General features: G+C 58.0%; 27 protein-coding genes. 12 read left to right on the top strand and 15 right to left on the bottom strand.

Translation table 11 applies throughout. The features are described from left to right. Positions 1 to 22: 22 nt before the first annotated feature. Together BLT55_RS01795 and BLT55_RS01790 are read right to left on the bottom strand one after the other, a co-directional pair. Complete coding sequence (locus BLT55_RS01795) at positions 23 to 2,347, bottom strand: type III effector HrpK domain-containing protein (protein WP_054999410.1); 2,325 nt, start codon at positions 2,345 to 2,347, stop codon at positions 23 to 25. Positions 2,348 to 2,430: 83 nt separating this feature from the next. Next, on the bottom strand, positions 2,431 to 2,985 hold the full coding sequence (locus tag BLT55_RS01790) for an RNA polymerase sigma factor (RefSeq protein ID WP_054999409.1): 555 nt from the start codon (positions 2,983 to 2,985) through the stop codon (positions 2,431 to 2,433). A gap of 246 nt (positions 2,986 to 3,231) precedes the next feature. Between BLT55_RS01790 and sctW the strand changes: the two genes are divergently transcribed. Genes sctW through sctU form a run of 12 tightly spaced genes read left to right on the top strand, consistent with a single transcriptional unit; the run spans position 3,232 to position 13,758 of the window. Further along, a complete protein-coding gene (gene sctW, locus BLT55_RS01785; protein WP_054999408.1) occupies positions 3,232 to 4,335 on the top strand; it encodes a type III secretion system gatekeeper subunit SctW in 1,104 nt (367 codons plus the stop codon). After that, positions 4,335 to 6,434, top strand: a complete 2,100-nt coding sequence (gene sctV, locus BLT55_RS01780; protein ID WP_054999407.1) for a type III secretion system export apparatus subunit SctV — start codon at positions 4,335 to 4,337, stop codon at positions 6,432 to 6,434. The genes sctW and sctV overlap by 1 nt, the downstream gene beginning before the upstream one ends. A 33-nt stretch (positions 6,435 to 6,467) precedes the next feature. Then, positions 6,468 to 7,454 carry an FHA domain-containing protein gene (locus BLT55_RS01775; RefSeq protein ID WP_054999406.1) on the top strand — a complete coding sequence of 329 codons (987 nt, stop codon included), beginning with the start codon at positions 6,468 to 6,470 and terminating at the stop codon, positions 7,452 to 7,454. Continuing rightward, positions 7,451 to 8,800: a FliI/YscN family ATPase gene (locus BLT55_RS01770; protein WP_054999405.1), complete on the top strand. Its 1,350-nt coding sequence runs from the start codon at positions 7,451 to 7,453 to the stop codon at positions 8,798 to 8,800. Before BLT55_RS01775 ends, BLT55_RS01770 begins: the two co-directional genes overlap by 4 nt. 3 nt (positions 8,801 to 8,803) lie before the next feature. Further along, entirely contained in the window at positions 8,804 to 9,250 is a 447-nt protein-coding gene (locus BLT55_RS01765) for a hypothetical protein (RefSeq protein ID WP_054999404.1), read from the top strand. Positions 9,251 to 9,256: 6 nt separating this feature from the next. Then, entirely contained in the window at positions 9,257 to 9,853 is a 597-nt protein-coding gene (locus BLT55_RS34480) for a type III secretion system HrpP C-terminal domain-containing protein (protein WP_054999403.1), read from the top strand. Next, complete coding sequence (locus tag BLT55_RS01755; protein ID WP_054999402.1) at positions 9,850 to 10,566, top strand: hypothetical protein; 717 nt, start codon at positions 9,850 to 9,852, stop codon at positions 10,564 to 10,566. The genes BLT55_RS34480 and BLT55_RS01755 overlap by 4 nt, the downstream gene beginning before the upstream one ends. Continuing rightward, positions 10,556 to 10,963: a FliM/FliN family flagellar motor switch protein gene (locus BLT55_RS01750; protein WP_054999401.1), complete on the top strand. Its 408-nt coding sequence runs from the start codon at positions 10,556 to 10,558 to the stop codon at positions 10,961 to 10,963. Before BLT55_RS01755 ends, BLT55_RS01750 begins: the two co-directional genes overlap by 11 nt. Continuing rightward, positions 10,960 to 11,613, top strand: coding sequence for a type III secretion system export apparatus subunit SctR (gene sctR, locus BLT55_RS01745; protein WP_054999400.1), 654 nt, complete (start codon positions 10,960 to 10,962; stop codon positions 11,611 to 11,613). Before BLT55_RS01750 ends, sctR begins: the two co-directional genes overlap by 4 nt. A gap of 7 nt (positions 11,614 to 11,620) precedes the next feature. Beyond that, positions 11,621 to 11,887, top strand: a complete 267-nt coding sequence (gene sctS / locus BLT55_RS01740; protein WP_054999399.1) for a type III secretion system export apparatus subunit SctS — start codon at positions 11,621 to 11,623, stop codon at positions 11,885 to 11,887. Further along, positions 11,888 to 12,682 carry a type III secretion system export apparatus subunit SctT gene (sctT, locus tag BLT55_RS01735; protein ID WP_054999398.1) on the top strand — a complete coding sequence of 265 codons (795 nt, stop codon included), beginning with the start codon at positions 11,888 to 11,890 and terminating at the stop codon, positions 12,680 to 12,682. It begins immediately after the preceding gene. Next, on the top strand, positions 12,679 to 13,758 hold the full coding sequence (sctU, locus tag BLT55_RS01730) for a type III secretion system export apparatus subunit SctU (protein ID WP_054999397.1): 1,080 nt from the start codon (positions 12,679 to 12,681) through the stop codon (positions 13,756 to 13,758). Before sctT ends, sctU begins: the two co-directional genes overlap by 4 nt. A 419-nt stretch (positions 13,759 to 14,177) precedes the next feature. Here the strand turns inward: sctU and BLT55_RS01725 are convergent, their stop codons facing one another. The 13 genes from BLT55_RS01725 to BLT55_RS01665 form a co-directional block, all read right to left on the bottom strand. Next, entirely contained in the window at positions 14,178 to 14,525 is a 348-nt protein-coding gene (locus BLT55_RS01725; RefSeq protein WP_054999396.1) for a hypothetical protein, read from the bottom strand. Positions 14,526 to 14,527: 2 nt separating this feature from the next. After that, positions 14,528 to 14,731: an HrpT family type III secretion system protein gene (gene hrpT, locus BLT55_RS01720; protein ID WP_054999395.1), complete on the bottom strand. Its 204-nt coding sequence runs from the start codon at positions 14,729 to 14,731 to the stop codon at positions 14,528 to 14,530. Next, complete coding sequence (gene sctC / locus BLT55_RS01715; RefSeq protein WP_054999394.1) at positions 14,728 to 16,827, bottom strand: type III secretion system outer membrane ring subunit SctC; 2,100 nt, start codon at positions 16,825 to 16,827, stop codon at positions 14,728 to 14,730. Before sctC ends, hrpT begins: the two co-directional genes overlap by 4 nt. 1 nt (position 16,828) lies before the next feature. Continuing rightward, the gene (locus tag BLT55_RS01710) at positions 16,829 to 17,260 is read right to left on the bottom strand and encodes a hypothetical protein (protein ID WP_054999393.1); all 432 of its coding nucleotides are present in this window, start codon (positions 17,258 to 17,260) and stop codon (positions 16,829 to 16,831) included. Further along, a complete protein-coding gene (locus BLT55_RS01705; RefSeq protein ID WP_054999392.1) occupies positions 17,247 to 17,471 on the bottom strand; it encodes a type III secretion protein in 225 nt (74 codons plus the stop codon). The genes BLT55_RS01710 and BLT55_RS01705 overlap by 14 nt, the downstream gene beginning before the upstream one ends. Before the next feature lie 75 nt (positions 17,472 to 17,546). After that, complete coding sequence (gene sctL, locus BLT55_RS01700) at positions 17,547 to 18,134, bottom strand: type III secretion system stator protein SctL (RefSeq protein WP_054999391.1); 588 nt, start codon at positions 18,132 to 18,134, stop codon at positions 17,547 to 17,549. A gap of 46 nt (positions 18,135 to 18,180) precedes the next feature. Further along, positions 18,181 to 18,705 carry a hypothetical protein gene (locus BLT55_RS01695; RefSeq protein WP_054999419.1) on the bottom strand — a complete coding sequence of 175 codons (525 nt, stop codon included), beginning with the start codon at positions 18,703 to 18,705 and terminating at the stop codon, positions 18,181 to 18,183. Then, entirely contained in the window at positions 18,705 to 19,511 is an 807-nt protein-coding gene (gene sctJ, locus BLT55_RS01690; RefSeq protein ID WP_054999390.1) for a type III secretion system inner membrane ring lipoprotein SctJ, read from the bottom strand. Before sctJ ends, BLT55_RS01695 begins: the two co-directional genes overlap by 1 nt. Before the next feature lie 8 nt (positions 19,512 to 19,519). Further along, a complete protein-coding gene (gene sctI, locus BLT55_RS01685; protein WP_054999389.1) occupies positions 19,520 to 19,894 on the bottom strand; it encodes a type III secretion system inner rod subunit SctI in 375 nt (124 codons plus the stop codon). A gap of 33 nt (positions 19,895 to 19,927) precedes the next feature. Next, positions 19,928 to 21,019 carry a harpin HrpZ family protein gene (locus BLT55_RS01680; RefSeq protein ID WP_054999388.1) on the bottom strand — a complete coding sequence of 364 codons (1,092 nt, stop codon included), beginning with the start codon at positions 21,017 to 21,019 and terminating at the stop codon, positions 19,928 to 19,930. Positions 21,020 to 21,071: 52 nt separating this feature from the next. Further along, positions 21,072 to 21,341, bottom strand: coding sequence for a type III secretion system major pilin HrpA (locus tag BLT55_RS01675; protein WP_054999387.1), 270 nt, complete (start codon positions 21,339 to 21,341; stop codon positions 21,072 to 21,074). A gap of 94 nt (positions 21,342 to 21,435) precedes the next feature. Beyond that, entirely contained in the window at positions 21,436 to 22,344 is a 909-nt protein-coding gene (locus BLT55_RS01670; RefSeq protein ID WP_054999386.1) for a sigma 54-interacting transcriptional regulator, read from the bottom strand. 45 nt (positions 22,345 to 22,389) lie between these two features. Then, positions 22,390 to 23,334 carry a sigma 54-interacting transcriptional regulator gene (locus BLT55_RS01665; protein WP_074799885.1) on the bottom strand — a complete coding sequence of 315 codons (945 nt, stop codon included), beginning with the start codon at positions 23,332 to 23,334 and terminating at the stop codon, positions 22,390 to 22,392. Between the last annotated feature and the right edge of the window lie 121 nt (positions 23,335 to 23,455).

Genomic DNA, 23,455 nt, shown 5'->3' with positions numbered 1-23,455 from the left:
CCGGCCATTGCAATACCAGGAATCAATGCGCCTTCGCAATCCCGAACTGTGTCAGTACCGGATCGACGTTATGGTCGAACGCTTTCTGTGCTTTGTGCTTCTTGACCGCATCGACAATCATGGAAATCCCGAAGCCCACCGCCATGGCAGCGTCGGCGGCCCAGCCGATGATGGGAAGTGACGCACCGACTGCCATACCTGCGGCCATACCGGCGGCTTCACCCGCGACCATACCCACAGCGCGCCCGACCATTTGCCCGGCCATACGGCCAAGTCCGACCGAAGCCTCGCGGCCAAGCATCTTGGCACCTGCGTCGATACCGCCCTTGATCGCTTCTGCACCGTACTTGGCACTGTCGTAGATCGTTTGCGCGGCACCGATCTTGTCGCCGTTCTTGAGCATGTCCTTTACAGAAGCAAAGCCCATGATGGACTTTAGAAATTTCGGCCCGTGACCGGCAAGAAGATCCTTCACGACCGCAGGCGCCTGACTCTTGTCAGTATTGCCTTCCAACAACTTGCGCCCTTTCTTGGAGTTCTGCAGTTCGTTGACCGTGGAATTGGCGTAGTCCTCATTCAGACCTTGAGTGAAGTCGCCGGAGAGCACACTGTCGTAGGTTGCTTTCTGGCCCGCCAGCATCTGCATGGCCTGTTCGCCGTCGACGTCTTTCTGACCCAGAAGCTGCTTGAGCGCGCCACCGTCGGCAAAATTGTTCAAGTAGGAGTTCTGGATTCTGGACTCCACCTTCGGATTCTTGCTCACCACCTCCTGAGGATCAGGCACGTTCCCGCCGAACAAATCGTGCTGTAACTGCAACTGAGCGGACAGACCATTAAGGGCGCTGCTGTAATCCGGGTTGGGATTATGCTTGTTGACCGCGTTGTCGGCTGTGGTCAGGTCGTTTTGCAGCGCCTGGCCGCTATTGACGCTTTTGGTCTGATCGGTGATCGCTTTGTGCAACGCTGCATCACTGCGCACCAGTTTGCGCTCTTGTTCAGGAACACTTTTGTTCAGATACGTCTGTACGTCCGGATCCTTCTGCAGTTGGGCAATCCGCGCGGCAAGATCCTTTTCGGTTTCCTCGGTATTGCGCAGCTTTCGCCCTGCTATTACACATTGCTGTGTCTGTTGCAGCTTGATCATCACCGCTGCCTTTTGAGCACCGCTGTAGGACTTGGACTTCTCTGGATCAAACACGCTTGCGTCAAGCTTGCTGATGTCAATACCCGCAACGGCGTTCATGGTCGCTGCATCGCTGAGCATGCCGGCGAACTGACCGCCGTTGGTGGGCGCGCTCTTCCTGATCCATTCGCTCAGGTTCTTTGCGTTGAATAACATATCGGGGCTATGGGCAGCTTTCGCACGGCCCGTCATACCCGCCTCATCCAACTGACTCAGAAAGCCAGGCTGCGACCAGGTGCTGCAAGACTGTTTGAGCGTCCCCGAGAGGCCCGGATTGTTGGCGGCCAGATTCTTCAGGTCTTCGGCACCGACATTGTCATCAACATTAGTCTTGTCCGTGGCGCCCACCGCGTTGTGGGGATCGGCGGCTCTGGCCAATGGCATGTTGGCCCGCATAACGGCGGCATTACGTACCATCTCCAGTGACTGCGGATCTGCGCCGGGGTTGTCATTCTTAAACTTTTCAACGTCCTTGTCAGCGTTGTCGGCAGCCTTTTCCATGTTTTTGGCAAAGGTCTTGAGGTCTTTGTTGGTGATTTTGCCGTCCGCATTGCCACCGCTGCCCTGCGCGGTGTCCACTGCGGTTTTCAGCGCCGGGTTGGCATTGATGAATTCCATGGCCTTGGCAGAATTTTCGCCTTTCTCACGCGCCATCCAGGCCGCGGCGATGGGTCGATTGAGTTCTTTGGCCGCTTGCTCGCGCTCTCCTTCTGGCAGATGAGAAACCATCGGTGCCCAACGCTGGAGCGCTTCGGGAGAGGAGTATTCGGAATTGTCGAGGAAGGCTGCGTCGCTGGCTTTAGGCGCATTGGCCGCATCTGATGCGTCGCTGGCTTTCGTGCTTTCAGCAGGCACCGTCGGACTGGTGGGTGAAACACTGGAGGTTTCCGGCTCCGGTTCAGATTCCGGCTCCGGTTCGTCACAAGCACTAACGTCATTGCTTGCAAACGCAGTTCGGTACAAAGACTCCAGAGACGATGTGGAATCGGATATGACCTGATCAGCTTTATCGACAAGATCAGAAACGCTCGATCGAGACGAGCCAAACTGAACGCCATTGTCCGCATTTTTCAGATTCTTGACTGCTGGCAACGTATAAGCCAGCTCGCCAGGGTTTATTTGGGGGAGATTACTGCTAAAGCTGGAAGAGCTGGTTATACGCATGAGAAGTCGCCATCCATAAGTGAAGGTTAATCACTGTGTGGCCGACGACGTCACTCGGTTCCAGCTCTGCCACATAATGTGTTTCACGCGAACGGATCGATGTGCTGCTTCAACTGCACTCGGGCGCGCGAAAGTCGCGAACGCACCGTGCCGATCGGCACACCCAGGCTGTTTGCCGTCTCATGATAGTTGCCGTCCATTTCCAGTGAGACTTCAAGCACCTTCTGCATGTTCGACGGCAGAGAGCCGATGGCCTGGATGACACGTGCCAGTTGCCGATGTCCGTCTACCTGATGGCCAACATCACTGTGCCCTTCGAGCTCAGAGTGAACCTCATCCTCCCAGCTCTCCTGATAAGGCTGGCGATACATTTTACGGAAATGGCTGCGGATCAGATTCAGCGCAATACCGCACAACCAGGTTTGCGGTTTGCTTGCATGCTGGAACTTATGTTCGTTGCGCAGCGCTTCGAGAAAGACACATTGCAGGATGTCGTCCGCATCGTCAGGGTTCATCACGCGCTTCTGAATAAAAGCTTTGAGCATCTGAATCTGGTCCTGAGTCATCTGTCGCACGCCAGCTTGAGAAGACGACTGACGGGATTGAGTCTTATCGAGAATCACAACGCGTGGGAACATGGGGCTTACCCTTCAGTGATGGTGTACAACCCCTATAGCGATAACCGTGCCATACAAAAAAACAATAATAACCCACTGATTTATAAGTATTTTAATAATTCTGTAACTATTTGAAATACATTTTTTTGCGCAACCACCCGTTTTTCAAGAGCAGCTTTTGGCACAACCGCTTCACCTCTTCAGAGAAGGGAACTGAACTGACTCAACGGTCCACTCAGCAGTCATGATCAGGCTCAGAACCTTCCTATGAAAATCGTCGCCCCGCCTATAGTGCAAACCCTTCCGGTCGCCCCGACTCGTGTTTCGGTGCCTGCAGCGCGGCAGACGCGAGCACAGGAGCCACCCAGCAAGGGGACATCAGCCAAACAGATCTCGCGCTTCACAGCGGAACTGGTACAGCGGAGTCGAATCCTGCGCCAGCGAGAGCTGATCGCCAGCAGAAACGCCCTGCAATCCCGGGCGATCAAACTGGGCGAGCTCTATCAGCTGCTGATGAATGAAGAGGACACCGGGCTCGATAACGCCGCCAGGGTGCTGCGCAAAAAACTGGCTCAAGACGAGTCATCCGAGATCACAGAGGTTCTGAAATTTGCCGAGGATGACGCCGCCAAGGCTTATGTCGTGCTGCAGGCCGCGCGCAAGCAGGCAGAGTCAGAAGGCAGCCCGCGAGAATACGAGGTCCTCACCAGCAAGCTCAAACACCTGCGACGTGAGCTCGGTACGCGTGCAAGGGCCGGTATCAACACCGCCAAGGCCTTTGGTCGCCAGAACACGGATAACACGCGCCGCGCCGCGTTGCGCAAGCTGTATAGCGTCGCGGTAAGCGGCCAACCGAACATCATCGGGCTGATCGAAGCGTTGATCAGCGAACAGGAAGAACCCGGACAGTTCGATCTCGACCTGCGCGACATGCGCGTGGCGATTGCCGACGACCTGTCGGCTGTTTCTCCTTCCGCTTCCCATGAGCAACTGCGCACATTGATGCATGGCCTGACCACTGCGCGGCATGTGGCCACTTTGCTGGGCGGGTGTGAACAATTGCTAAAGCGGATGCGCAAAAAAAATCCCGACCTGAAGGTTGATCCTCCGGCGTTTCTCAAACACCTGCTGACCCTGACGGCCAATGGCATGAATGTGAATCAGACGTTGCAACTGACTCAGCACATTGGTGGTGAGCAGCTCAAGCACCAACTGGCATTTCTCAATGGCCTGCGGCCAATGCTCATGCAGCTGCCCATTCTGCTGTGGCGAGACATGAAAAGCCGCCACACCGCGCTGAACAACCTGCTCGTCCTGATGAGCGAACTCACTCAACAGGAACAGAAGCAGATGTACGAGGACATGGCCTGATGAACAAAATCATTGATCTGTTGAACGGCGTGGCGCTGGCGGCGATGCGCCGCTCGGAGCTGGTCGGCGCGTTCTTTGTCATCGCCATTGTGTTCATGATGATCACGCCCCTGCCGACCGGTCTGGTAGACGTGCTCATCGCCGTGAACATCTGTATTTCGTGCCTGCTGATCATGCTGGCCATGCACCTTCCCAGGCCGCTGGCGTTCTCGACCTTTCCGGCCGTGCTGCTGCTGACCACCATGTTTCGACTGGCACTGTCGGTCTCCACCACGCGTTTGATTCTGCTCAACCAGGATGCAGGGCACATCGTCGAGGCATTTGGCCAGTTCGTGGTGGGCGGCAACCTCGCTGTCGGTCTGGTGATCTTTCTGATCCTGACCGTGGTCAACTTCCTGGTGATCACCAAGGGGTCCGAGCGGGTCGCCGAAGTCGGCGCGCGATTTACGCTGGATGCGATGCCCGGCAAACAAATGTCCATCGACAGTGACCTGCGCGCCAACCTGATTACCGTCTACGAAGCACGTAACCGTCGGGCCGAGCTGAACAAAGAGAGTCAACTGTTCGGGGCGATGGACGGGGCGATGAAATTCGTCAACGGCGACGCCATCGCCAGCCTGATTATCGTTGCGATCAACATGATCGGCGGCATCTCCATCGGCGTCGTGCAGCACGGCATGACCGCAGGTGATGCTTTGCAGCTGTACACCGTACTGACCATCGGTGACGGCCTGATCGCGCAGATCCCGGCACTGCTGATCTCGGTCACCAGCGGCATGATCATTACCCGCGTCCCCAACAACGAGGAGGGCGTGGAAGCGAACATTGGTCGAGAGATCGCAGAGCAGATCACCAGCCAGCCCAAGGCGTGGATTATCGCCTCGGTGGCGATGCTCGGCTTTGCCGCCCTGCCCGGCATGCCGACCGGGGTGTTTATTGTGATTGCCATCATCTGTGGCGCAGGTGGACTGCTCCAACTGCAGCGGGCAAAACCCAAGAAGCAGCAGGCAGACGCAGCGCCTGTGCCGCCAGAAATGAACGGCAGCGAAGACCTGCGCACGTTCGCTCCGAGCCGCCAGTTCGTCCTGCAGTTCCATCCAGGCCAGAACATGGCACAGATCGAGACGCTGGTCAGCGAAATCCGGCAGCGACGCAATCGTCTGGTGGTCAATTATGGCCTCACCTTGCCCTCGTTCATTATCGAGAGGGCACAGCACCTGCAGCCGGATGAGTTCCGCTTTATGGTCTACGAGGTGCCGATGCTCAAGGCGACTTTCAGTCAAACCCATTTGGCGGTGGATGCTCGCGAAGTGGACCACGAAACTACGGCACTCGCAATTCCCGGTAATAGCGACCGCCAAGAGGAGCAGTGGGTCTGGCTGCCTGCCGATTTGCCCGAATTTCAAGACAGCCGACTCACTGGTGTGAGCGCCATGACATTGATCGTCGAGCGCATGGAGCGTGCATTGCAATCCTGCGGGCCGCAGTTCATCGGCTTGCAGGAAAGCAAGGCCATCCTCAGTTGGCTGGAGTCCGAACAGTCCGAACTGGCGCAGGAGCTGCAGCGGGTGCTGACCCTGAGTCGTTTCTCCGCCGTTCTGCAACGACTCGCCTCGGAGTGCGTACCGCTGCGCGCAGTTCGCGTGATCGCCGAAACCCTGATCGAGCACGCTCAACACGAACGCGATATCAGCGTGCTGACCGACTACGTGCGTATTGCGCTCAAGTCACAGATCTACCACCAGTACTGCGGTGCCGAAGGCTTGATGGTCTGGCTGTTGACGCCGGAGAGCGAAGGCTTGCTGCGCGACGGCCTGCGCCAGACGCAGACCGAAACCTTTTTTGCGCTGAGCAACGAGACCAGTCAAATGCTCGTACAGCAACTCCACATGGCGTTTCCGTTGCGGGCGCCCGAGCAGGCTGTGTTGTTGGTCGCGCAGGACTTGCGCAGCCCGCTGCGCAACTTGCTCAGGGAAGAGTTTTACCACGTCCCGGTGTTGTCTTTCGCCGAAATCAGCAATGCGGCCAAGGTCAAAGTCATGGGTCGTTTCGACCTGGAAGATGATCTCGAACCGCTGGATAACGAGCATGCGGCCTGAGCCTGAACGGCCTGGGCACAGGGAGAGAGTCGGATGTTTGAATTACGCGTACTGAACGGTCATCACCAGGGGGCTGCGCTGCCGCTGGTGGGTGAACAGTGGTCGATTGGTTCAGCTCAGGAGCAAGATCTGGCGCTGGAAGATTCAGGCATTGAAAGCCTTCACGGTCGTCTGCAGCGCGTGGATGAGCGCTGGGTCCTGAACGCTGAAGAAGGACAGGTGTGCGACGAAGAAGGTGCTGCGCAGACCCTTATCGAGCTGACCCTGAACCACCCATTCATGCTAGGTTCGGTGTGGCTGTGCGTCTCGCCTGCCGGCGATGAATGGCCGCAGGTTCCTGAGCAAGTGGCCCCAACGCCTGAGCCCGAGCCTGAGCCGGTGCGCAACACTGCACCGCTGCAGAAGGTACAGTCGCGTTCGCAAAAACTGCTGAACCGCACCACCGGCATCATCGCAGGCTTGCTGATCGGCGTGATCGGCAGCGCCTGGAGCCTGACCCGCTCAGGCCCCACTGCGATCGATCCGGAAGTCGCTCAGGTTGCAGCGCTGACCCAGACCGCCGCAAAGGGGCAGGAAAAATCGTTGAGCAGGCCCGCTGCGCCTGTCAAAGAGGCGCCCGACACACGCATACGTCTGGCCGATACGGATGCCGTTCGGCACCAGCTCAATACCATGCTCAGCGACCGCATGCTCAGCAATATCAGCGTTGACGAAACACCGGAAGGTCTCGTTCTCAATGGCAATGCCAAGGACGAAGCGCTGCTGGTTTACCAGCGCATGCTGCAACGTTTCAAGGATACCTACAGCTCGCCCGTTACGGTGCTCGATAACGTTTCCAGCGCGCGCAACACGCTCCCCTTCGTCGTGGTACAGATTATGACCGGCCCCCACGCGCATCTGGTGACCGCTGACGGCCGTCGCGTGTACGTAGGCGATGAGGTGGACGGGTTGCGTCTTTCCAGAATCGATGAGCACCGCCTGCAGTTCGACGGCGAACGCCACTTCGAGGTGACCTGGTGAACGCTGCGCTGGACCACTGGAAAGCGGTTCACGCGGCTCGCCTTTCACAGTACAGCGCTGTGCGCGTCAGCGGCCGGGTGAGTGCTGTACGCGGCATTTTGCTGGAGTGCAAACTCCCCGCCGCCAAAGTCGGCGATCTGTGCGAAGTGAGCAGAGCCGATGGCAGTCTGTTGCTTGCCGAAATCGTCGGTTTCACACCGGATTGCACGCTGCTCAGTGCTTTGGGCGCGCCCGACGGGATTCAGGTCGGCGCAACGATTCGTCCGCTGGGCATCGCCCACCGGATTGGCGTGGACGACAGCCTGTTGGGCTGCGTGCTGGATGGCTTCGGCCGACCGCTACTGGGCGACGCCCTGGGTGCTTTCGCAGGCCCGGATGATCGCCGTCCGACCTTGCCAGTCATTGCCGATGCCCTGCCCCCTACCCAACGCCCGCGCATCAGCAGGGCCTTGCCCACCGGCGTGCGCGCCATCGACAGCGCCATCCTGCTGGGCGAAGGCCAGCGTGTCGGTCTGTTCGCCGGTGCCGGTTGCGGCAAAACCACGCTCATGGCTGAACTGGCCCGCAACATGGATTGCGATGTGATCGTCTTCGGCCTGATTGGCGAACGGGGCCGTGAGCTACGCGAGTTTCTCGATCATGAGCTGGATGAAACCCTGCGCAGCCGCTCGGTGCTGGTCTGCGCTACGTCCGATCGCTCGAGCATGGAGCGCGCTCGCGCAGCGTTCACTGCCACCGCCATCGCCGAGGCGTTTCGCGCAAGGGGCCAGAAGGTGCTGCTGTTGCTCGACTCGCTGACGCGATTTGCCCGCGCACAGCGTGAGATCGGTATTGCCTCCGGCGAGCCTCTGGGGCGCGGCGGCCTGCCGCCCTCCGTGTACACCTTGCTGCCGCGTCTGGTGGAGCGCGCCGGCATGAGCGAGAACGGCTCGATCACTGCGCTTTACACCGTATTGATCGAGCAGGACTCGATGAACGACCCGGTGGCGGACGAAGTGCGTTCACTGCTGGACGGCCACATCGTGCTCTCGCGCAAGCTGGCAGAACGCGGTCATTACCCGGCCATTGACGTCTCCGCCAGCATCAGCCGGATCCTGAGCAACGTGACCGGTCGAGAACATCAAAAAGCCAATAATCGCCTGCGTCAATTGCTGGCGGCGTACAAGCAGGTGGAAATGCTGCTGCGTCTGGGCGAGTACCAGGCAGGGTCCGATCCCGTCACAGACTGCGCCGTGAGGCTGAACGAGGACATCAATGCATTCCTGCGCCAAGACTTGCGTGAACCGGTGCCGCTGGAAGAAACACTGGACGCATTGCTGAGGATTACCTCGCAGTTGCCGGAGTAAACGATGGACGAAAACCTTGAAGAAGACCCGCAACGGCAGGCGTTCGAACAGGTAATCGGCCTGCTGACCCCCTTGCGTCAACACCGTCAGGCCAGTGCAGAACGGGCGCAACGCCAGGCACAGGTGGAACTGAAATCCATGCTCGACCACTTATCAGTAACCCGAGCGTCGCTGAGCCAGGAGCGTGATCAGCAAAAGCTACAACGCGACACGCTGTCAGACGCTCATCTGGAAAAGACCATCAGCCGCAATGATGTGGATCGGTGGCATGCGCAAGAGAACGCCATGCTCGAACGCCTGGCCAGTATCCGCGAGGACATTGAGCAACAACAACGGCGGATCAGCGAACAGCAAGCCCTGCTGCAAGAGCGACAGCAACAAGCCAAGGCGTCTCAGCGTGCAGTAGAGAAACTGGCCTGCATGAGCGAGGCACTCAACGAAGAAGGTTAAGCGCCGATGTCCACAGCTATCAAACATGTACCAAAAGCATCCCCCGCGCTTCAGCGCCAGGACACCGGAGAACATGAAGCGTCTGTACCGGCACGACGCACTGCACCGTCTGGGCGGGTGCCTGCCGGGCAGGTTGAAAAACGCGTGCCATCCGCTGGCATTGGCCGTGGCGACTCGCTCTCAGGAAGGTCCTCGACGAGCAGACTCTTGCAGGACGAGCCGATGAGCGCCGACGGGCTGTTCTTTTCCCAACTGTTGATCGCGCCTGTGAGCGAAGAGCCTGAACAGCACAGCTTTGCAGGAAGCAGCCTGGACTTCTCGGCGAAAGCGGAAGCGGTGCCCACGCAACTGATCAATGAGCTCGCGCAGCGTCTTCCGGAGCAACCGCCAGGCCCGCTCAATTTCACCCTGCTGATGCCGACACTGGGCAAAGTCCGCGTCAATGCCGAAAAAACCGACAACCGCTGGAGCATTCAATTGGGCTTCAGCCGCCGTGACGTATTCAAACGTGTGAGCGGCCACTCGCGCGCCTGCCGCGATGCACTGGCACAAACCCTGGGCCACGATGTCGATCTCGATTTCCATGAAGACCTCGAGGCATGAACGCGCTGCAACTGCGCAAGGTCGACCCGCTGCAAGCCCAGGCCACGCGTGCGCTGGGTGCCGGACAATCACTCGTGTTCGACGCACAGGATCAGCGTGGCGAATTGACACTTCTACCACTGGGTGCCGGACCCGACAGCCTCGCCAATGGCGTCTGGTTCAACACCGCGGTCGGGCCTGTGTGCCTGAGCGACGCTGAGGCCGTATTGAGCCTCCTGGGCAATGCACCACTGACGTTGGGCGGCGAACATCAAGACTGGTACTGGCAGTTTTTCAACCAGCGCCTGAGCCCGACGATCGCCGATGTGCTGGCCCCTGTCGAGCCGTTGTTCGATACCCCTGACGAAGCTCCATCAGGCTGCCGGGTTCAGGTTCGTCTGGGCGGGGAATCGCTTCACGCGCACCTGCACAGTTCATCGCAAACCCTGCTCAGGCTGTTGCACTCGGCACCCTGGCAGGCCCGACACAACCCGGTGGATGACACCATGACAGTGACGACGCCGCTGATCATCGGTGAGCTGGAGCTGACACTCAATGAGCTCGCATCGCTGCGCCCCGGAGACGTGGTGTTGCCTGCCCGTTGCCGATTCGACAGCGCGGGTCAAGGCCGTCTGGCACTCGGCGGACGGCAATGGGCCGCGCACGTCGACAGCCAGGCGCAGCAATTATTTCTGCGGATCAGCCACGAGGAGCAGGATCACGATGAGTACTGAGGATCTTTACCAGGAAGAGGTCGAAAACCTGGACGACGATGACCAGACCGTTGACGAGGTCAATGAAAACGATCATGCCCACGAAGATGAGTACGGGCTCGAGGATGACCCGACCTGGCAGGACTCTGAGCCGGCAGACGACGAGCAATCGCAGCCTGCCCCTGAGCCCGCTGCATTCGAGAGTCTGGCGCTGGACCTGACGCTGCGTTGCGGTCAGATCAAGCTGACCCTTGCAGAGCTTCGGCGTCTGGACGCCGGAACCATCCTTGAAGTCGCAGGCATCGCTCCGGGATACGCTACGCTGTGCCACGGAGAGCGAGTCGTGGCCGAAGGCGAACTGGTGGATGTCGACGGCCGGCTTGGTTTACAGATCACCAGAATGGTGAAGCAGCCATGATCATGGAGGGCGTGAACCCGATCATGCTTGCGCTGCTTCTCGGGTCGCTGTCGCTGATTCCGTTCCTGTTGATCGTCTGCACCGCGTTCCTGAAGATTGCCATGACCTTGTTGATTACCCGAAACGCCATTGGCGTTCAGCAAGTGCCGCCGAACATGGCTCTGTATGGCATTGCTCTGGCCGCCACGATGTTCGTCATGGCCCCGGTGGCACACGATATTCAGAAACGGGTGCAAGAGCACCCCGTGGAGTTGGGCAACACCGAGAAATTGCAAGCCAGCCTGAGAACCGTGATCGATCCGCTGCAACGCTTCATGACGCGCAACACCGACCCGGATGTGGTCACCCATCTGCTGGAAAACACCCAACGCATGTGGCCCAAGGAGATGGCCGATCAGGCAACCAAAGACGACCTGCTGCTGGCGATCCCGGCCTTCGTGCTGTCGGAATTGCAGGCCGGATTCGAAATCGGTTTTCTGATCTACATCCCGTTCATCGTCATCGATCTGATTGTCTCGAACCTGCTGTTGGCGCTGGGCATGCAAATGGTTTCACCCATGACCCTGTCACTGCCGCTCAAGCTGTTGCTGTTCGTGCTGGTGTCAGGCTGGACACGTCTGCTCGACAGCCTCTTCTATTCCTACATGTGAGGCGACCATGGAAGCGTTGGCGTTGTTCAAGCAAGGCATGTTTCTGGTGGTCATTCTTACCGCGCCTCCCCTGGCAGTGGCGGTAATCGTGGGCGTGATCACTTCGTTACTGCAGGCCCTGATGCAGATCCAGGACCAGACATTGCCTTTCGGTATCAAACTGGGCGCGGTCGGGATGACGCTGGCCATGACCGGACGCTGGATCGGTGTCGAGCTGATCCAGTTCATCAACATGGCCTTCGACCTGATCGCTCGGTCCGGGGTCAATCACTAGATGCCCTTCGACGCGCAATACCTTTTCGAGCTTATGCAGGGCATAGCGTTGGCGATGGCGCGCCTGGTGCCGTGCATGATGTTGGTACCGGCCTTCTGCTTCAAGTACCTCAAAGGGCCTTTGCGCTATGCCGTTGTGGCAGCGGTTTCGATGATCCCTGCGCCTGCCATCAGCCGTGCACTGAGCTTGATGAACGGTAACTGGTTTGAAATCGGCGGCCTGATCATCAAGGAAGCGGTACTGGGCACCTTGATGGGGCTGCTGTTGTATGCGCCGTTCTGGATGTTCGCCTCTGTCGGTGCACTGTTGGACAGCCAGCGCGGCGCGCTGAGCGGAGGGCAGATAAACCCCAGCCTTGGCCCGGACGCAACACCCCTGGGCGAGCTGTTTCAGGAAGTCCTGATCATGCTGGTGATTCTCACCGGCGGATTGTCCTTGATCACTCAAGTCATTTGGGACAGTTACAGTGTCTGGCCACCTACCGCCTGGCTGCCGGGCATGACAGCCGACGGTCTGGGCGTCTTTCTCGAACAACTGAATCAGACAATGCGCCACATCATGCTCTACGCCGCGCCTTTCATCGCGCTGCTGCTGTTGATCGAAGCGGGGTTTGCAATCATTGGCCTGTACGCGCAACAACTGAATGTCTCTATCCTGGCCATGCCGGCCAAGAGTATGGCCGGCCTGGCATTTCTGCTCATCTACTTGCCAACACTGTTGGAACTGGGCACCGGACAACTGCTTAAGCTGACCGACCTGAAATCGCTGTTCGGCCTGCTGGTGCAAGTGCCGTGAGCGAAAAAACAGAAAAGGCCACGCCCAAACAGATACGTGATGCGAGGGAAAAAGGCCAGGTCGGACAGAGCCAGGACCTGGGCAAGCTACTGGTCCTGATGGCCGTCAGCGAATTGACCCTCGGTCTTGCCGATGAGAGTGTCAATCGACTGCAAGCGTTGCTGGCGCTTTCCTTCAAGGGCATCGACCGCTCCTTCCTCTCGGCGGTCGAGCGCCTCACCAGCGAAGGCCTTTCAGTGTTGATCAGTTTCACCTTATGCAGCGTTGGCCTGGCGATGCTCATGCGCCTGATCAGCAGTTGGGTGCAGATCGGCTTTCTGTTTGCACCTAAAGCCTTGAAGATCGACATCAACAAGATCAATCCGTTTTCCCACGCCAAGCAGATGTTCTCGGGGCAGAACATCACCACCCTGCTGCTGAGTATTCTCAAGGCCGTCGCCATTGGTGCAACGTTATACAGCCAGGTAAAACCGGCACTGGGCACCCTGATCATTCTGGCCAACAGCGATCTGGTCACGTACTGGCACGCACTGCTCGAGCTATTCAGGCACATTCTGCGGGTGATATTAGGCCTGCTGTTGGTGATCGCCATGGCAGACTTTGCGTTGCAGAAATACTTCCATGCTAAAAAGCTGCGCATGAGCCATGAAGACATCAAGAAAGAACACAAACAGTCAGAGGGCGATCCGCACGTCAAAGGCCATCGTCGTCAGCTTGCTCACGAAATTCTCAATCAGGCACCCAGCGCTGCGCCAAAACCGGTGGAAGATGCCGACATGCTGCTGGTCAACCCCACGCACTACGCGGTAGCACTGTATTACCGACCGGGCGAAACACCTTTGCCATTGATTCATTGCAAGGGGGAAGACGATGATGCGCTGGACCTGATTGCCAAAGCCAGGAAAGCCGGCATTCCTGTGGTACAGAGCATCTGGCTGACCCGCACGCTGTACCGGGTCAAGGTTGGCAAATACATCCCCCGCCCTACCCTGCTGGCTGTGGGTCACATTTACAAAGTGGTTCGTCAGCTGGAAGAAGTCACCGACGAGATTATCCAGGTCGAAGTCGAGCTGTAGACCCTTTCTCCTTTCTCACTTGCACAGCGCTTCCTGTTTCGGCGCGCGCCTGGCCCGGTGGTTCCAGGCGCGGGCACGTGCGCTGCTTTGCTTGTGCGCGAGTAACGTGTGTTGATGGAAATTGCTGTCTCGCAACACACAGAAACACGAGAGAGTTAGCTCACCAAGGGGTCCGGTACATCCAGTAGAGAGGTTGCGCTTGAGGCATGGCCTTCGCGAGCAAGCAAAGCGTCGCCCGGCTCACCCCCACCAAGTCTCTTTCTTCAGCGTATCCCAGACCTGACACACGCGGTGCTTTGCTTGCTGTGAGGCGAGGCTATTGCAGTGACTGCCCGGTGAACTGAACAGCAAGAACGAAAAAACCGCTTCCACAGTGTGGAAGCGGTCATCTTTCAGTCTGGGGATGCGCGCTGACAGGGCTAGGCCAGATGATGCAAACCGGCCAGGATCAGCTCGTGTCGCCGGATTTCATCCAGATTGGTGACCGAGTCAGGCGCGTCGCTGACTGCATGCCATACAACGAAATCACGCTGGACGTCCAGAAACAGGAAGTAGTTATTGAACCGCTCCGCCTCCGAGAACCTGAGTTGCAGTGCTTCTCGCAGTTGTTCGGGGCGCAGCGCTCTTACTTCGATGTGCAGCGCAATACCCCAGTCTTGATGTTCACGACGGCTGACGAAGGCTACCCCGTTAGCCACCGGCCATACGGCAGGGCTCTGAGCGGCGACCTGAGTGTAGAACGCCACTTTTTCCGTTACCTCAATCATCTTCAGTCCTTTAGCTGCACGACAGAGTAATCCCGCTCATGATCCTGGTCGTCCAGACCGTCGCGCATGTCTGGCGGCCACCAGATAACCAGTTCGCGGTGAGTGGAGTCCGGGCGTTTGCACGCGTAGCCCGAACAGCCGTGGGTGGCACACCCTGTCAGGGTAGCGAACACCAATAGAACGATGGCAATGCTACTTATCTTCATGGTTTCGCCCCCCGGAGCAGTGATGGCCGGCTTTCTTTCGCCATTTTCGATATCTGTGGCTGACGTACAGCGATGTACACCTCGCTTTCCTCCCCCGGTTGCAACCAGGCGTGAGGCCAGGCAGCGACGCCGATGACCCAACGACCGCCACATCGGCTTTCGTCTATCCGCACCGGCTTGTCGGTATCGTTGTGCGCGACAACGACAGCAACCCCCCAATCCTTGCGGCTATACCACTGCGAGCGCTGGCCATCGAGTGTCAAACCCTGGCCCGGGTCACACAGGCTGTCGGTCTCAAAAGGCATCGTTTCGCCAGCACGCATTCCCTCTGGCGCAGCACCATCGACCATCTGCGTGAAGACTTTCTGGACATCGCCCCGCGTCGGCAGCTCGCCACCATCGCGCCGTTCCTTGATCTTCTTCATCTGATCATCGACGTCGTGCGGATTGCCGTTTTGTACGTAACGGGCTGGATTGACCTGGTCACCGATCAAACGAGGCGTCAGGATGAACAATCGCTCACGCTGACTCAGCTCACGGCTGCGGGACTGAAACAACAGCTTACCGATGTAGGGAATGTCGCCCAGAAGCGGGATCTTGCGAATCCTGTCGTTGGATTCCAGGCTGTGAAAGCCACCAATCACCAGGGAACCGTGCTCGGCGATCACCGCCTGAGTACTGACGTTGCCCTTGCGCACACTCGGCTGTAAATCATTGATCGTCGACACATCGATCTGGCCATCCTCGATGTCGACGATCAATTGCACTTGCGGTTTGCCCTCGTTATCGAGTGAGCGAGGGATGACCTGAAGGCTTGTACCGGCGGTGATCGGCATGATGTTGGCGACACGTTCGGAGGTTGCCGTGAGGTATTCGGTACGGCTCAGGTCGATGACTGCCGGCTGATTTTCGAGGGTCAGAATCGACGGATTGCCGATGACGGATGCCGCACCATTGCCTTCGAGCGCATGAAGCTCGGCAGAAAACTTGCCGGCGTTCTGGATAAACATCGTAGAACTGGTGCCCGTATCGAACAGGTTGGCGCCGCCACTGACACTGCCTGCATTGAAATTCCAGCGACTGGACAGTTGTGCGAGCTCATTGCGGTCAATGTCGAGAATCACTGCATCGATTTCAATCAGGTTACGTGGGACGTCCAGCTCCTTGACCAGTTTCTCGTACATCGGCTTGCGCGATGGCAGGTCGTAAATCAACACGGCATTGTTACGCACGTCCGCACTGACCCGGATACTTGACTTTCCGCCTGATTTTCCGCCTTTACCGGATTTCTTGCTACCAAAGCTCAGGACCTGGTCAATACCGTGCTGCACGGCACTGGTATCGATGCCACTCGAGTCCATATTGTAAGAAAGACTGGAACCAGCGCCCCCACCCAAGCCTGAGGTACTGCCACCAGAGCCCGACAGCATATTGACGCTACTGATGTCATCACCTCGCGAGCGGGCCTCCAGCAGTTCCTGCAGAATACTGGCGACACCTGCAACCATCAGCTCCTGATCACGATAGTGAATGGTGCGGTCAGCTGCGTTAGCATATTTGAGTGGCAACACCACAACATCTTGCTTGTCTGCCTTGTCCGGCTTCTCGACTTTCTTGCTGTAGTCGCGCACAAACTCCACATATTTCGCAGGGCCCCGGACCAGCACCACACCTTCATCCGACAAGACACCCCAGCCAAAACGCTTATCCAGCAGGCCAACATCGGTCAGTGCCTTTTGCAGGTCATCCACGGCATCGGATGAAACCTCGATGCGCGCCGAGGTGTGCTCACTGGAGCGGCTGACATAAAGCGTGTCGTTATAGACGAACCACTGAAAATGGTATTCCTGACCCAGTCGGTCGAGGAAATCCTGAGGACTCTGGGCACGAATACGGCCATCGAGTTTTCCGGGTATTTCGGACGTATCCAGCGCCAGACCGAACTCTTTGGCGAAGTCGGCCAATGCCGTCACCAGTTCGGTCTGCCGGGCATCGTAAGCGTAGGCGGTCTGTTTCCAGGCTTCAGGCACTGCCGCCCAGGTGGCAGGTGTAATCATGAGCCACAATAAGGGCAACCACATTAAGGCCTTGCGCATTTCACACTCCCGGTTGCCGGTGATTTAGAGTCGGGTGCCCGGTTGACAGGGGCACAGGGCTGCCAATGGTGGCGTGCATCAGGTTGAGCATGGCCGCACGCTGATTGGCCAGGCCTTCCAGACGGTCAAGCAGGTCATCAAGGCTGCACGAATCCGGTAACCAGCACAGCAGGACACAACAACGGGTCTGCGGATCGATAGCGAGAGCGCCGTAACAACCGCATGCCAAGCTTGCGCCGCCTTCGCTGAGCAAGGCTTCAAGTCTTTGCGGGTCTTGGGAATCATAAGGATCGAGCACTTCAATGCTGCATGTGATGCCGTTGCCATCCCTGGCAAGACGTGCATTGGCGTCGTCGATCCAGCAGTCCAGCGCACTGGAAGGGCGCTGGCTGATCCACTGGCCGAGGACCTCGGTGAAGTCACTGAATTCCATCGATGATTGCTTTCGTACTGCTGTGCTTGACGCGCAGGCACTCGCTTGCGGCAAGGTTGGCGACGCTGAGCTGCTGCTGGGCATCAGTGAACGCTTTCACGTCTTCAACTGAGCCGCTTTCCGAGGCGTCCATGGCGGTATCCTCCAGCTCGCTATTAGCACGGCTCAGAGAATGATCAAGATGGTTTTGCAGACTTTTGAAACTGATCATGCGGGTCGCTCCAACAAAAGGGTTCAGACCCTGAGTGGAGCAAAAGCTTATGGCGGTTCCATTTTGCGACGAACGTCAAGCATCCACCGTGACATCGCCGCCTTGCAGTCCGTTACGCAGCGTCGCCCAGTCAATATCGAATGCGCCATTGGCATCACTCAGACGCAGGCTGCCCACGGCAACCGCTGCATCACGCTTGAGCTGCCAGTGCTCGACAAAACGGCTTTCTGTCAACCACTCACTCACCGGCTGCGCCATCTCGGGATGAACGCTAAGCGTCGCGACCACTTCATTGAGCTGGCTGGCTGCCAGGTTTCGGGCCAGCGCCCTCGCCCGCTCAGGCAGCGTGGTGTCGTCCAGCAGATGCCGCAATGACTCGCTCAACAGCTGCTCCACAGCCAACATAGCCTGTTGCTGCAACGCCTCGCGTTGAGCCTGCAATTCAGCGAGCAACGCGTTGGCCGACTCCCAGAACTGCACCAGAGCCTGTTGCTGAAGCCGGTCAGCCTCTGCCTGTTTGCGAGCCAGTAACTCATCAGCCTGCACCTGCGCACGGGTGAGGATGTCGCGCGCCAGAAGGCTGTCGGCGAGCACTTCGCGGCGCAAGACAGGCTCAGGCAGCAGCGCTTCAGCCGTCATGGCAATACTGCGTTTGGCGAGCATGAAAAACCCCCGATGCGATGAAGAAGAAATAAAGAATGAGACGGGATCAGGCTGCGGTGATGCGCCAGAGAATGGCTTGCCATAACGTCTGTAACTTGTTCTGAGGAACGTCACAGAGCGACTCGGCAACCTCACCCGGCGCCCAGAAAAGTCGCACGCGTGGCCAGTAATCCGGCCCAAGCCAGGCACCCAGCAGCAATCGCTCATCCTGGCTGTCGGGCTGTAACCACATGGCCGGACGCAAGGCTTTGGCAAGCCCCTGACACCATTGACCGTCAGCACCCTCTGCCTCTTTAGCGAAGCAGACACGCCGCGCCAGGTCCAGAGCGTGGTCTTGCTGAGAAACCGTCAATGCCAACCAGCGCGACAGCACCTCGGTTGGCGCAGGCGGTTGAGTGGGTTCTATACCCATAGCCTGCAAAAACAAGCCGTGGCGGCTGGTCATGAGCGCATCACAATCGCTGACCGACAAGCCGCAGCCTTCTGCAAACCTGCTTCGCCACGCCGGATGCGCCCACTGCCATGGATTGCACCACCAGCTGACCCAATGGTCTTCGGCAGTAGACCGCATCATGCACGCGCCGGCAGATTCGAACGACTCGTGCCACCCAGACCGACCCGACGCAGAACACTGGCGCGCCAGTCACTGCGTACCAGCAAGGCGCTCGCCAACAAAAACAGCACCACACAGGCAGGCACAACCCAGAGCATGAGGTTCCAGAATGGCAAGTTTGCGCTGTCCAGCTTGAAGGGGCCGAAGCTTACCCACTGTGTCGTTTCCTGAAACTCCGCCGCCGGCACAAAGACGATGGAGAATTTCTTCGACTCTGCCGATTGCGTGGACATCCCCGGGATGCTGCTGGCGACCATTTGCTGGATACGCCCGCGCACACTGTCCGGGTCGAGTGACGCAGAGTGCTTGATAAACACCGCTGCAGAGGCAGGCTGAACCGGCTCGCCCGGTGCTATGCGCTCAGGAAGCACGACATGCACCCTCGCCACAATTACACCATCTATCTGCGACAGGGTTGCTTCGAGCTCCTGAGACAACGCATAGATGTATCGAGCGCGCTCTTCCAGAGGGGTCGAAATCACCCCCTCCTTCTTGAAGATTTCCCCCAGGCTGGTGCGTGAATGCCTGGGTAATCCGGCAGCATCCAGCACACGCACGGCACGGTTCATGTTACTGGTCGCGACCGTCACGACGTTACCGGTCTTTTCCGTGCGTTTATGTGCATCGATATGCTGATCGGCGAGGCGTGCGATAACCTCATTGGCGTCCTGCTCGGAAAGTCCGGAGAACAAATCGGTTTCGTCACTGCAACCGCCGAGCAGCAGCATGCATACCATCAGGAACCCTGCGCTCAGAAATCTCACGTAAACCTCTACTGCAGGTTGGTCAGCTTGTCGAGCGCCTGGACACTCTTGCTCACGACCTTGGTCGTCAGCGCCGTTTGCAGCGAGCATTGCGACAGGGCGCGGCCCATCTGAAGAACCGCCTCACCGTCTCCACTGGCAGGCAACTTTTTCAGGGCTCGTATCGCTTGTTCCGACAGTTTTTCACTACCGCCCAGCGTATCGGAAAGAGCGCTTGCCACCTTGTCGGAAAGCCTTGAGGTGGCAGGCGATTTGTCAGGTGCACTGACTGCGCTGAACAGGTCAGCGTCCGCCTGAACCGGCTCGAAGGCGAGACCGGGTTGCACGTCCTGTCCAAGCTCGGTTGTACTTCTATTCACACTACTGAAATGGGAAATGGTCATACGTGCTCTCCATCAGGATCAGGCGGACATCTGTCAGGACAGGACCGGTTTGTTGTTGCCTTGCAGCAATGAACTGACCAGCAGCGCAGCAGTCAGCTCGGCACTGATTTTCAAATCGTCACTACCTTTCTTCTGGTCGTCTTGAGGTGAAGCTTTGAGCCCTTTCTCTATCAGACCGCCGAGCAACTGACCCAGATCGTGGAGATGCAGCGGGTCGCCATGACCGGATTTGCCACTTGAGTGCTCCTTCCCGCCAAGAGGCGTGCCCAGACCGCCACCCGAAATAGTCGATTGCAGACCGCGCTCCAACAGGTCACCCAACAGGTGTCCCAGCCCCGAATCTCCATTGCCACCGTTATCAACGTTGGAGGCGGGATTGGTATTCAACGTGCTGTCATCGGTCTCATCAGGCGAAGTCGTCGAGTCTGTCAATGGACTACCCAGACCTCCACCGGAAATGCCGGAGTCGTTTTGCTGCTTGCCGAGCAGCTGGCTCAACATGTCAAGCGCCGCGCGCAGCGTCTTGGTGTCATCCGCGCCAAGCTGCGTGTTCTGAGTCAGTTGATTTTTCCATGACCCTGATTCAGAGGCGGGAAACTGGGCTTTGTTGTCGTCCATGAATTGCCCGATCTTTTCCAGCATCGGCAGGTTGTCTTTGGACAGACTTGACCCTTGGCTATCAGGCGTCAGCAGATCATCCAGCATCGCCTTGGCGAGGCCGTTGAGTACCTGTGTGGTCAGGTCGGACTGGCCACCCGCATCACCACCGACACCTCCACCATCTTCATTGCCGGCGCCGGAACCGGAACCTGCATTCATGTCGGCAGACGCACCGAAGTTGTCGCCGAGCTTGTCGTGGATCAGCTTGTCGAGCGCGGCGATGATGTCCTCGATGCCGCCTCCGGACTTGCCGTTTTGCGCCATCGCCTTCGCCAGCATTTTGCCAAGCGGTGAGCTTTCATCAAGCCCGCCATCTTTCTTCAGCAATGCCTGGGCCAGCTTCGCGATGACCTCCTGAAGTGCTTTGCTGGAGTTGCTGATGTTCTGATTGTCGTTATGGGCACCGCCCAGGTTCATCACCAGGACCAGACTGTTCCCGGCACCGACTCTGCTCGCACCTTGCATAAACCCGCCCTCGTATAGCTGCCCCCTCAGCAGAGGGGGCGTTCTAGAACACTTAGAAGTTGATGCCGCTAGCGGTTTTCGCCATGCTGCTCATAATTTTGTTCGCAGAGTCTTGCTTGCCTGAGGCGATGAGGTTCATGGTATCCATCTTCATCTTTCTGACCTGTTCGGCGGTCTGCAGTTTGATGAGGCTTGCCTGAGTTATGTCCAGCGTTTTGTTGGCGTCCTGTTGCGCTGTGACCGACTCGTCGTTGACGTGGCCGCTAGGCATCTTAGACGTGTCATAGTTTGTTTGGTTGTTTCGGTCAACTTTGCCAGCCATAACGTGTCACCTCTTCGTTTTCACCAGCGTGATTGCTTGGTACTGACTAGGTGGCAACTGCCAAAGATTCGGTTCCAGCAGAAATGCAAAAAAATCAGATCTGCAATTCCTTGAGCCGTCGATAGAGCGTACGGCGTGGCATATCCAGCTCCTGGCTTGCCGCATCGATGCAATTGCCGTTACGTTTCAGGGCTTGCTGAATCAACGCTTTCTCAATCGCCCGCAGCTGCAACTTGAGCCCGCTGGTCATGTGTTCCTCACCCGGTGAGTCGGCCCCCAGCAACGGGAAACCCAGCACATGGCGCTTCGCCGCAGCTTTGAGCTCGCGGATATTGCCGGGCCAGTCATGGCCCATCAGCACCTGCTGGAGCAACGGGCAGACCTCGGGTACCGCAACGTTCAACTCTTTGGCCGCCGCCGCTGCAAAGCGTTTGAACAAGGGGAAGATACGCTCGGGCTGATCGCGTAACGGCGGCAGCTTGAGGGTGAGTACGTTCAGGCGAAAATACAGGTCGCGACGAAATTTTCCTTGCTCGACGGCATCATCCAGAGACGACTGGGCCGAAGCGATCACGCAGATATCCAGCTTGATCGTAGAGGTCGAGCCCAGGCGTTCCAGTGCACGGGTTTCGAGCACCCTCAGCAGCTTGGCCTGCAGGCTGAGCGGCATGCTATCGATCTCATCGAGATACAACGTTCCGCCCTGCGCCGCTTCGATGTAACCCACCCGAGAACGGTCGGCACCGGTGTAGGCGCCGCTGACGACCCCGAACAGCTCGCTCTCGGCAAGGGATTCCGGAATCGCTGCGCAGTTCATCGCGACCAGGCGCCCCTTGCGACCGGACATCGCGTGAATACGCCGGGCAATCGTGTCTTTCCCCGTACCGGTCTCGCCTGACAGCAAGACATCGATACCGAGTTGCGAGATGCTTTCGGCGACGATCCCCAGATTGGGCACGCGCTCCACGTCCAGGTCATCGTCAAATTCATCGGCAAGATTCATGTCGGGACTCCAATGACATCAGCGTTGCGTAAGCACGGCAGCGCTTCAGACTCCGGGTGCTGCGTCGATATGCGCCGCAACCCCCAGTTCCTTCATGCGGTGGTAAAGCGTTCGCCGGGGCATTTCAAGCTCCTGAAGCACGGCGTCGAAGTTGTGTCGATGCCGCTTCAAGGCACCCTGGATGAGCATTTTTTCGATCACGCGCATTTGCATGCGCAGCCCGGTCACTGGGTCGCGCGCTTCGGCCGGCTCGACATCCAGCAGCGGGAACCCGAGCACGAACCGCTTGGCCGCAGATTTCAATTCACGCACGTTCCCCGGCCAGTCATGGCTGAGCAGGATCTGCACACGCTCGTTATCGAGCGTGGGGGCGGCGCGGCCGAATTCAGCCGCGATTTCCTGGGTGAACTGGTCGAACAATGGCAGGATCTGTTCGCGACGTTTGCGCAAGGCTGGCAGCTGAAGCGTCAGCACGTTGAGCCTGAAAAACAGGTCGCGACGAAAAAGTCCTTGTTCCACCAGTTCATCCAGCGGACGTTGGGCTGATGCAATCACCCTCAGATCCAGCGGTATGAACTCTGTCGAGCCGAGCCGCTCGACGCCACGGCTTTCCAGCACGCGCAAGAGCTTGGCCTGAAGGCTCAACGGCATGCTGTCGATTTCATCCAGATAAAGCGTGCCGCCGTTGGAAGCCTCGATGTAGCCCTCGCGAGCACGACATACTCCCGTGAATGCACCGTTGACCACACCGAACAGCTGGCTCTCTGCCAGCGACTCGGGGATGGCCGCACAGTTCATGCCTACAAAGGGTCCTGACCTGCTGGACAGCTGGTGAACCCGGTTGGCCAGGGTGTCCTTGCCGGTGCCGGTTTCCCCGCAAAGCAGCAAATCCATATCCAGAAATGCGCTGTTCATTGCGATTTGATGACCAGCCGATAATGCAGTTACGTCCCAACACGTTCGAACGTCCTTATCTATGTCTGTGCTCATCGATCACTCTCATGACGGGTGGAAAGCGAGATATTAATACCACGTCTTACAAGGCAGACATATAGCAATTTAGTTCCCCGACGCAGAAGAAAAAAACCACTAACATGAGAACTACTATCAC

The sequence above is a fragment of the Pseudomonas cannabina genome (assembly GCF_900100365.1).
Classification (GTDB): domain Bacteria; phylum Pseudomonadota; class Gammaproteobacteria; order Pseudomonadales; family Pseudomonadaceae; genus Aquipseudomonas; species Aquipseudomonas cannabina.
This window is presented reverse-complemented; position numbering and strand designations above follow the sequence as displayed.

Bases quoted from the DNA above. Each gene is read 5' to 3' on its own strand.
- BLT55_RS01795 (WP_054999410.1), bottom strand. From the start codon at position 2,347: ATGCGTATAACCAGCTCTTCCAGCTTTAGCAGTAATCTCCCCCAAATA.
- BLT55_RS01790 (WP_054999409.1), bottom strand. From the start codon at position 2,985: ATGTTCCCACGCGTTGTGATTCTCGATAAGACTCAATCCCGTCAGTCG.
- sctW (WP_054999408.1), top strand. From the start codon at position 3,232: ATGAAAATCGTCGCCCCGCCTATAGTGCAAACCCTTCCGGTCGCCCCG.
- sctV (WP_054999407.1), top strand. From the start codon at position 4,335: ATGAACAAAATCATTGATCTGTTGAACGGCGTGGCGCTGGCGGCGATG.
- BLT55_RS01775 (WP_054999406.1), top strand. From the start codon at position 6,468: ATGTTTGAATTACGCGTACTGAACGGTCATCACCAGGGGGCTGCGCTG.
- BLT55_RS01765 (WP_054999404.1), top strand. From the start codon at position 8,804: ATGGACGAAAACCTTGAAGAAGACCCGCAACGGCAGGCGTTCGAACAG.
- BLT55_RS34480 (WP_054999403.1), top strand. From the start codon at position 9,257: ATGTCCACAGCTATCAAACATGTACCAAAAGCATCCCCCGCGCTTCAG.
- BLT55_RS01755 (WP_054999402.1), top strand. From the start codon at position 9,850: ATGAACGCGCTGCAACTGCGCAAGGTCGACCCGCTGCAAGCCCAGGCC.
- BLT55_RS01750 (WP_054999401.1), top strand. From the start codon at position 10,556: ATGAGTACTGAGGATCTTTACCAGGAAGAGGTCGAAAACCTGGACGAC.
- sctR (WP_054999400.1), top strand. From the start codon at position 10,960: ATGATCATGGAGGGCGTGAACCCGATCATGCTTGCGCTGCTTCTCGGG.
- sctS (WP_054999399.1), top strand. From the start codon at position 11,621: ATGGAAGCGTTGGCGTTGTTCAAGCAAGGCATGTTTCTGGTGGTCATT.
- sctT (WP_054999398.1), top strand. From the start codon at position 11,888: ATGCCCTTCGACGCGCAATACCTTTTCGAGCTTATGCAGGGCATAGCG.
- BLT55_RS01725 (WP_054999396.1), bottom strand. From the start codon at position 14,525: ATGATTGAGGTAACGGAAAAAGTGGCGTTCTACACTCAGGTCGCCGCT.
- hrpT (WP_054999395.1), bottom strand. From the start codon at position 14,731: ATGAAGATAAGTAGCATTGCCATCGTTCTATTGGTGTTCGCTACCCTG.
- sctC (WP_054999394.1), bottom strand. From the start codon at position 16,827: ATGCGCAAGGCCTTAATGTGGTTGCCCTTATTGTGGCTCATGATTACA.
- BLT55_RS01710 (WP_054999393.1), bottom strand. From the start codon at position 17,260: ATGGAATTCAGTGACTTCACCGAGGTCCTCGGCCAGTGGATCAGCCAG.
- BLT55_RS01705 (WP_054999392.1), bottom strand. From the start codon at position 17,471: ATGATCAGTTTCAAAAGTCTGCAAAACCATCTTGATCATTCTCTGAGC.
- sctL (WP_054999391.1), bottom strand. From the start codon at position 18,134: ATGCTCGCCAAACGCAGTATTGCCATGACGGCTGAAGCGCTGCTGCCT.
- BLT55_RS01695 (WP_054999419.1), bottom strand. From the start codon at position 18,705: ATGCGGTCTACTGCCGAAGACCATTGGGTCAGCTGGTGGTGCAATCCA.
- sctI (WP_054999389.1), bottom strand. From the start codon at position 19,894: ATGACCATTTCCCATTTCAGTAGTGTGAATAGAAGTACAACCGAGCTT.
- BLT55_RS01680 (WP_054999388.1), bottom strand. From the start codon at position 21,019: ATGCAAGGTGCGAGCAGAGTCGGTGCCGGGAACAGTCTGGTCCTGGTG.
- BLT55_RS01675 (WP_054999387.1), bottom strand. From the start codon at position 21,341: ATGGCTGGCAAAGTTGACCGAAACAACCAAACAAACTATGACACGTCT.
- BLT55_RS01670 (WP_054999386.1), bottom strand. From the start codon at position 22,344: ATGAATCTTGCCGATGAATTTGACGATGACCTGGACGTGGAGCGCGTG.
- BLT55_RS01665 (WP_074799885.1), bottom strand. From the start codon at position 23,334: ATGAGCACAGACATAGATAAGGACGTTCGAACGTGTTGGGACGTAACT.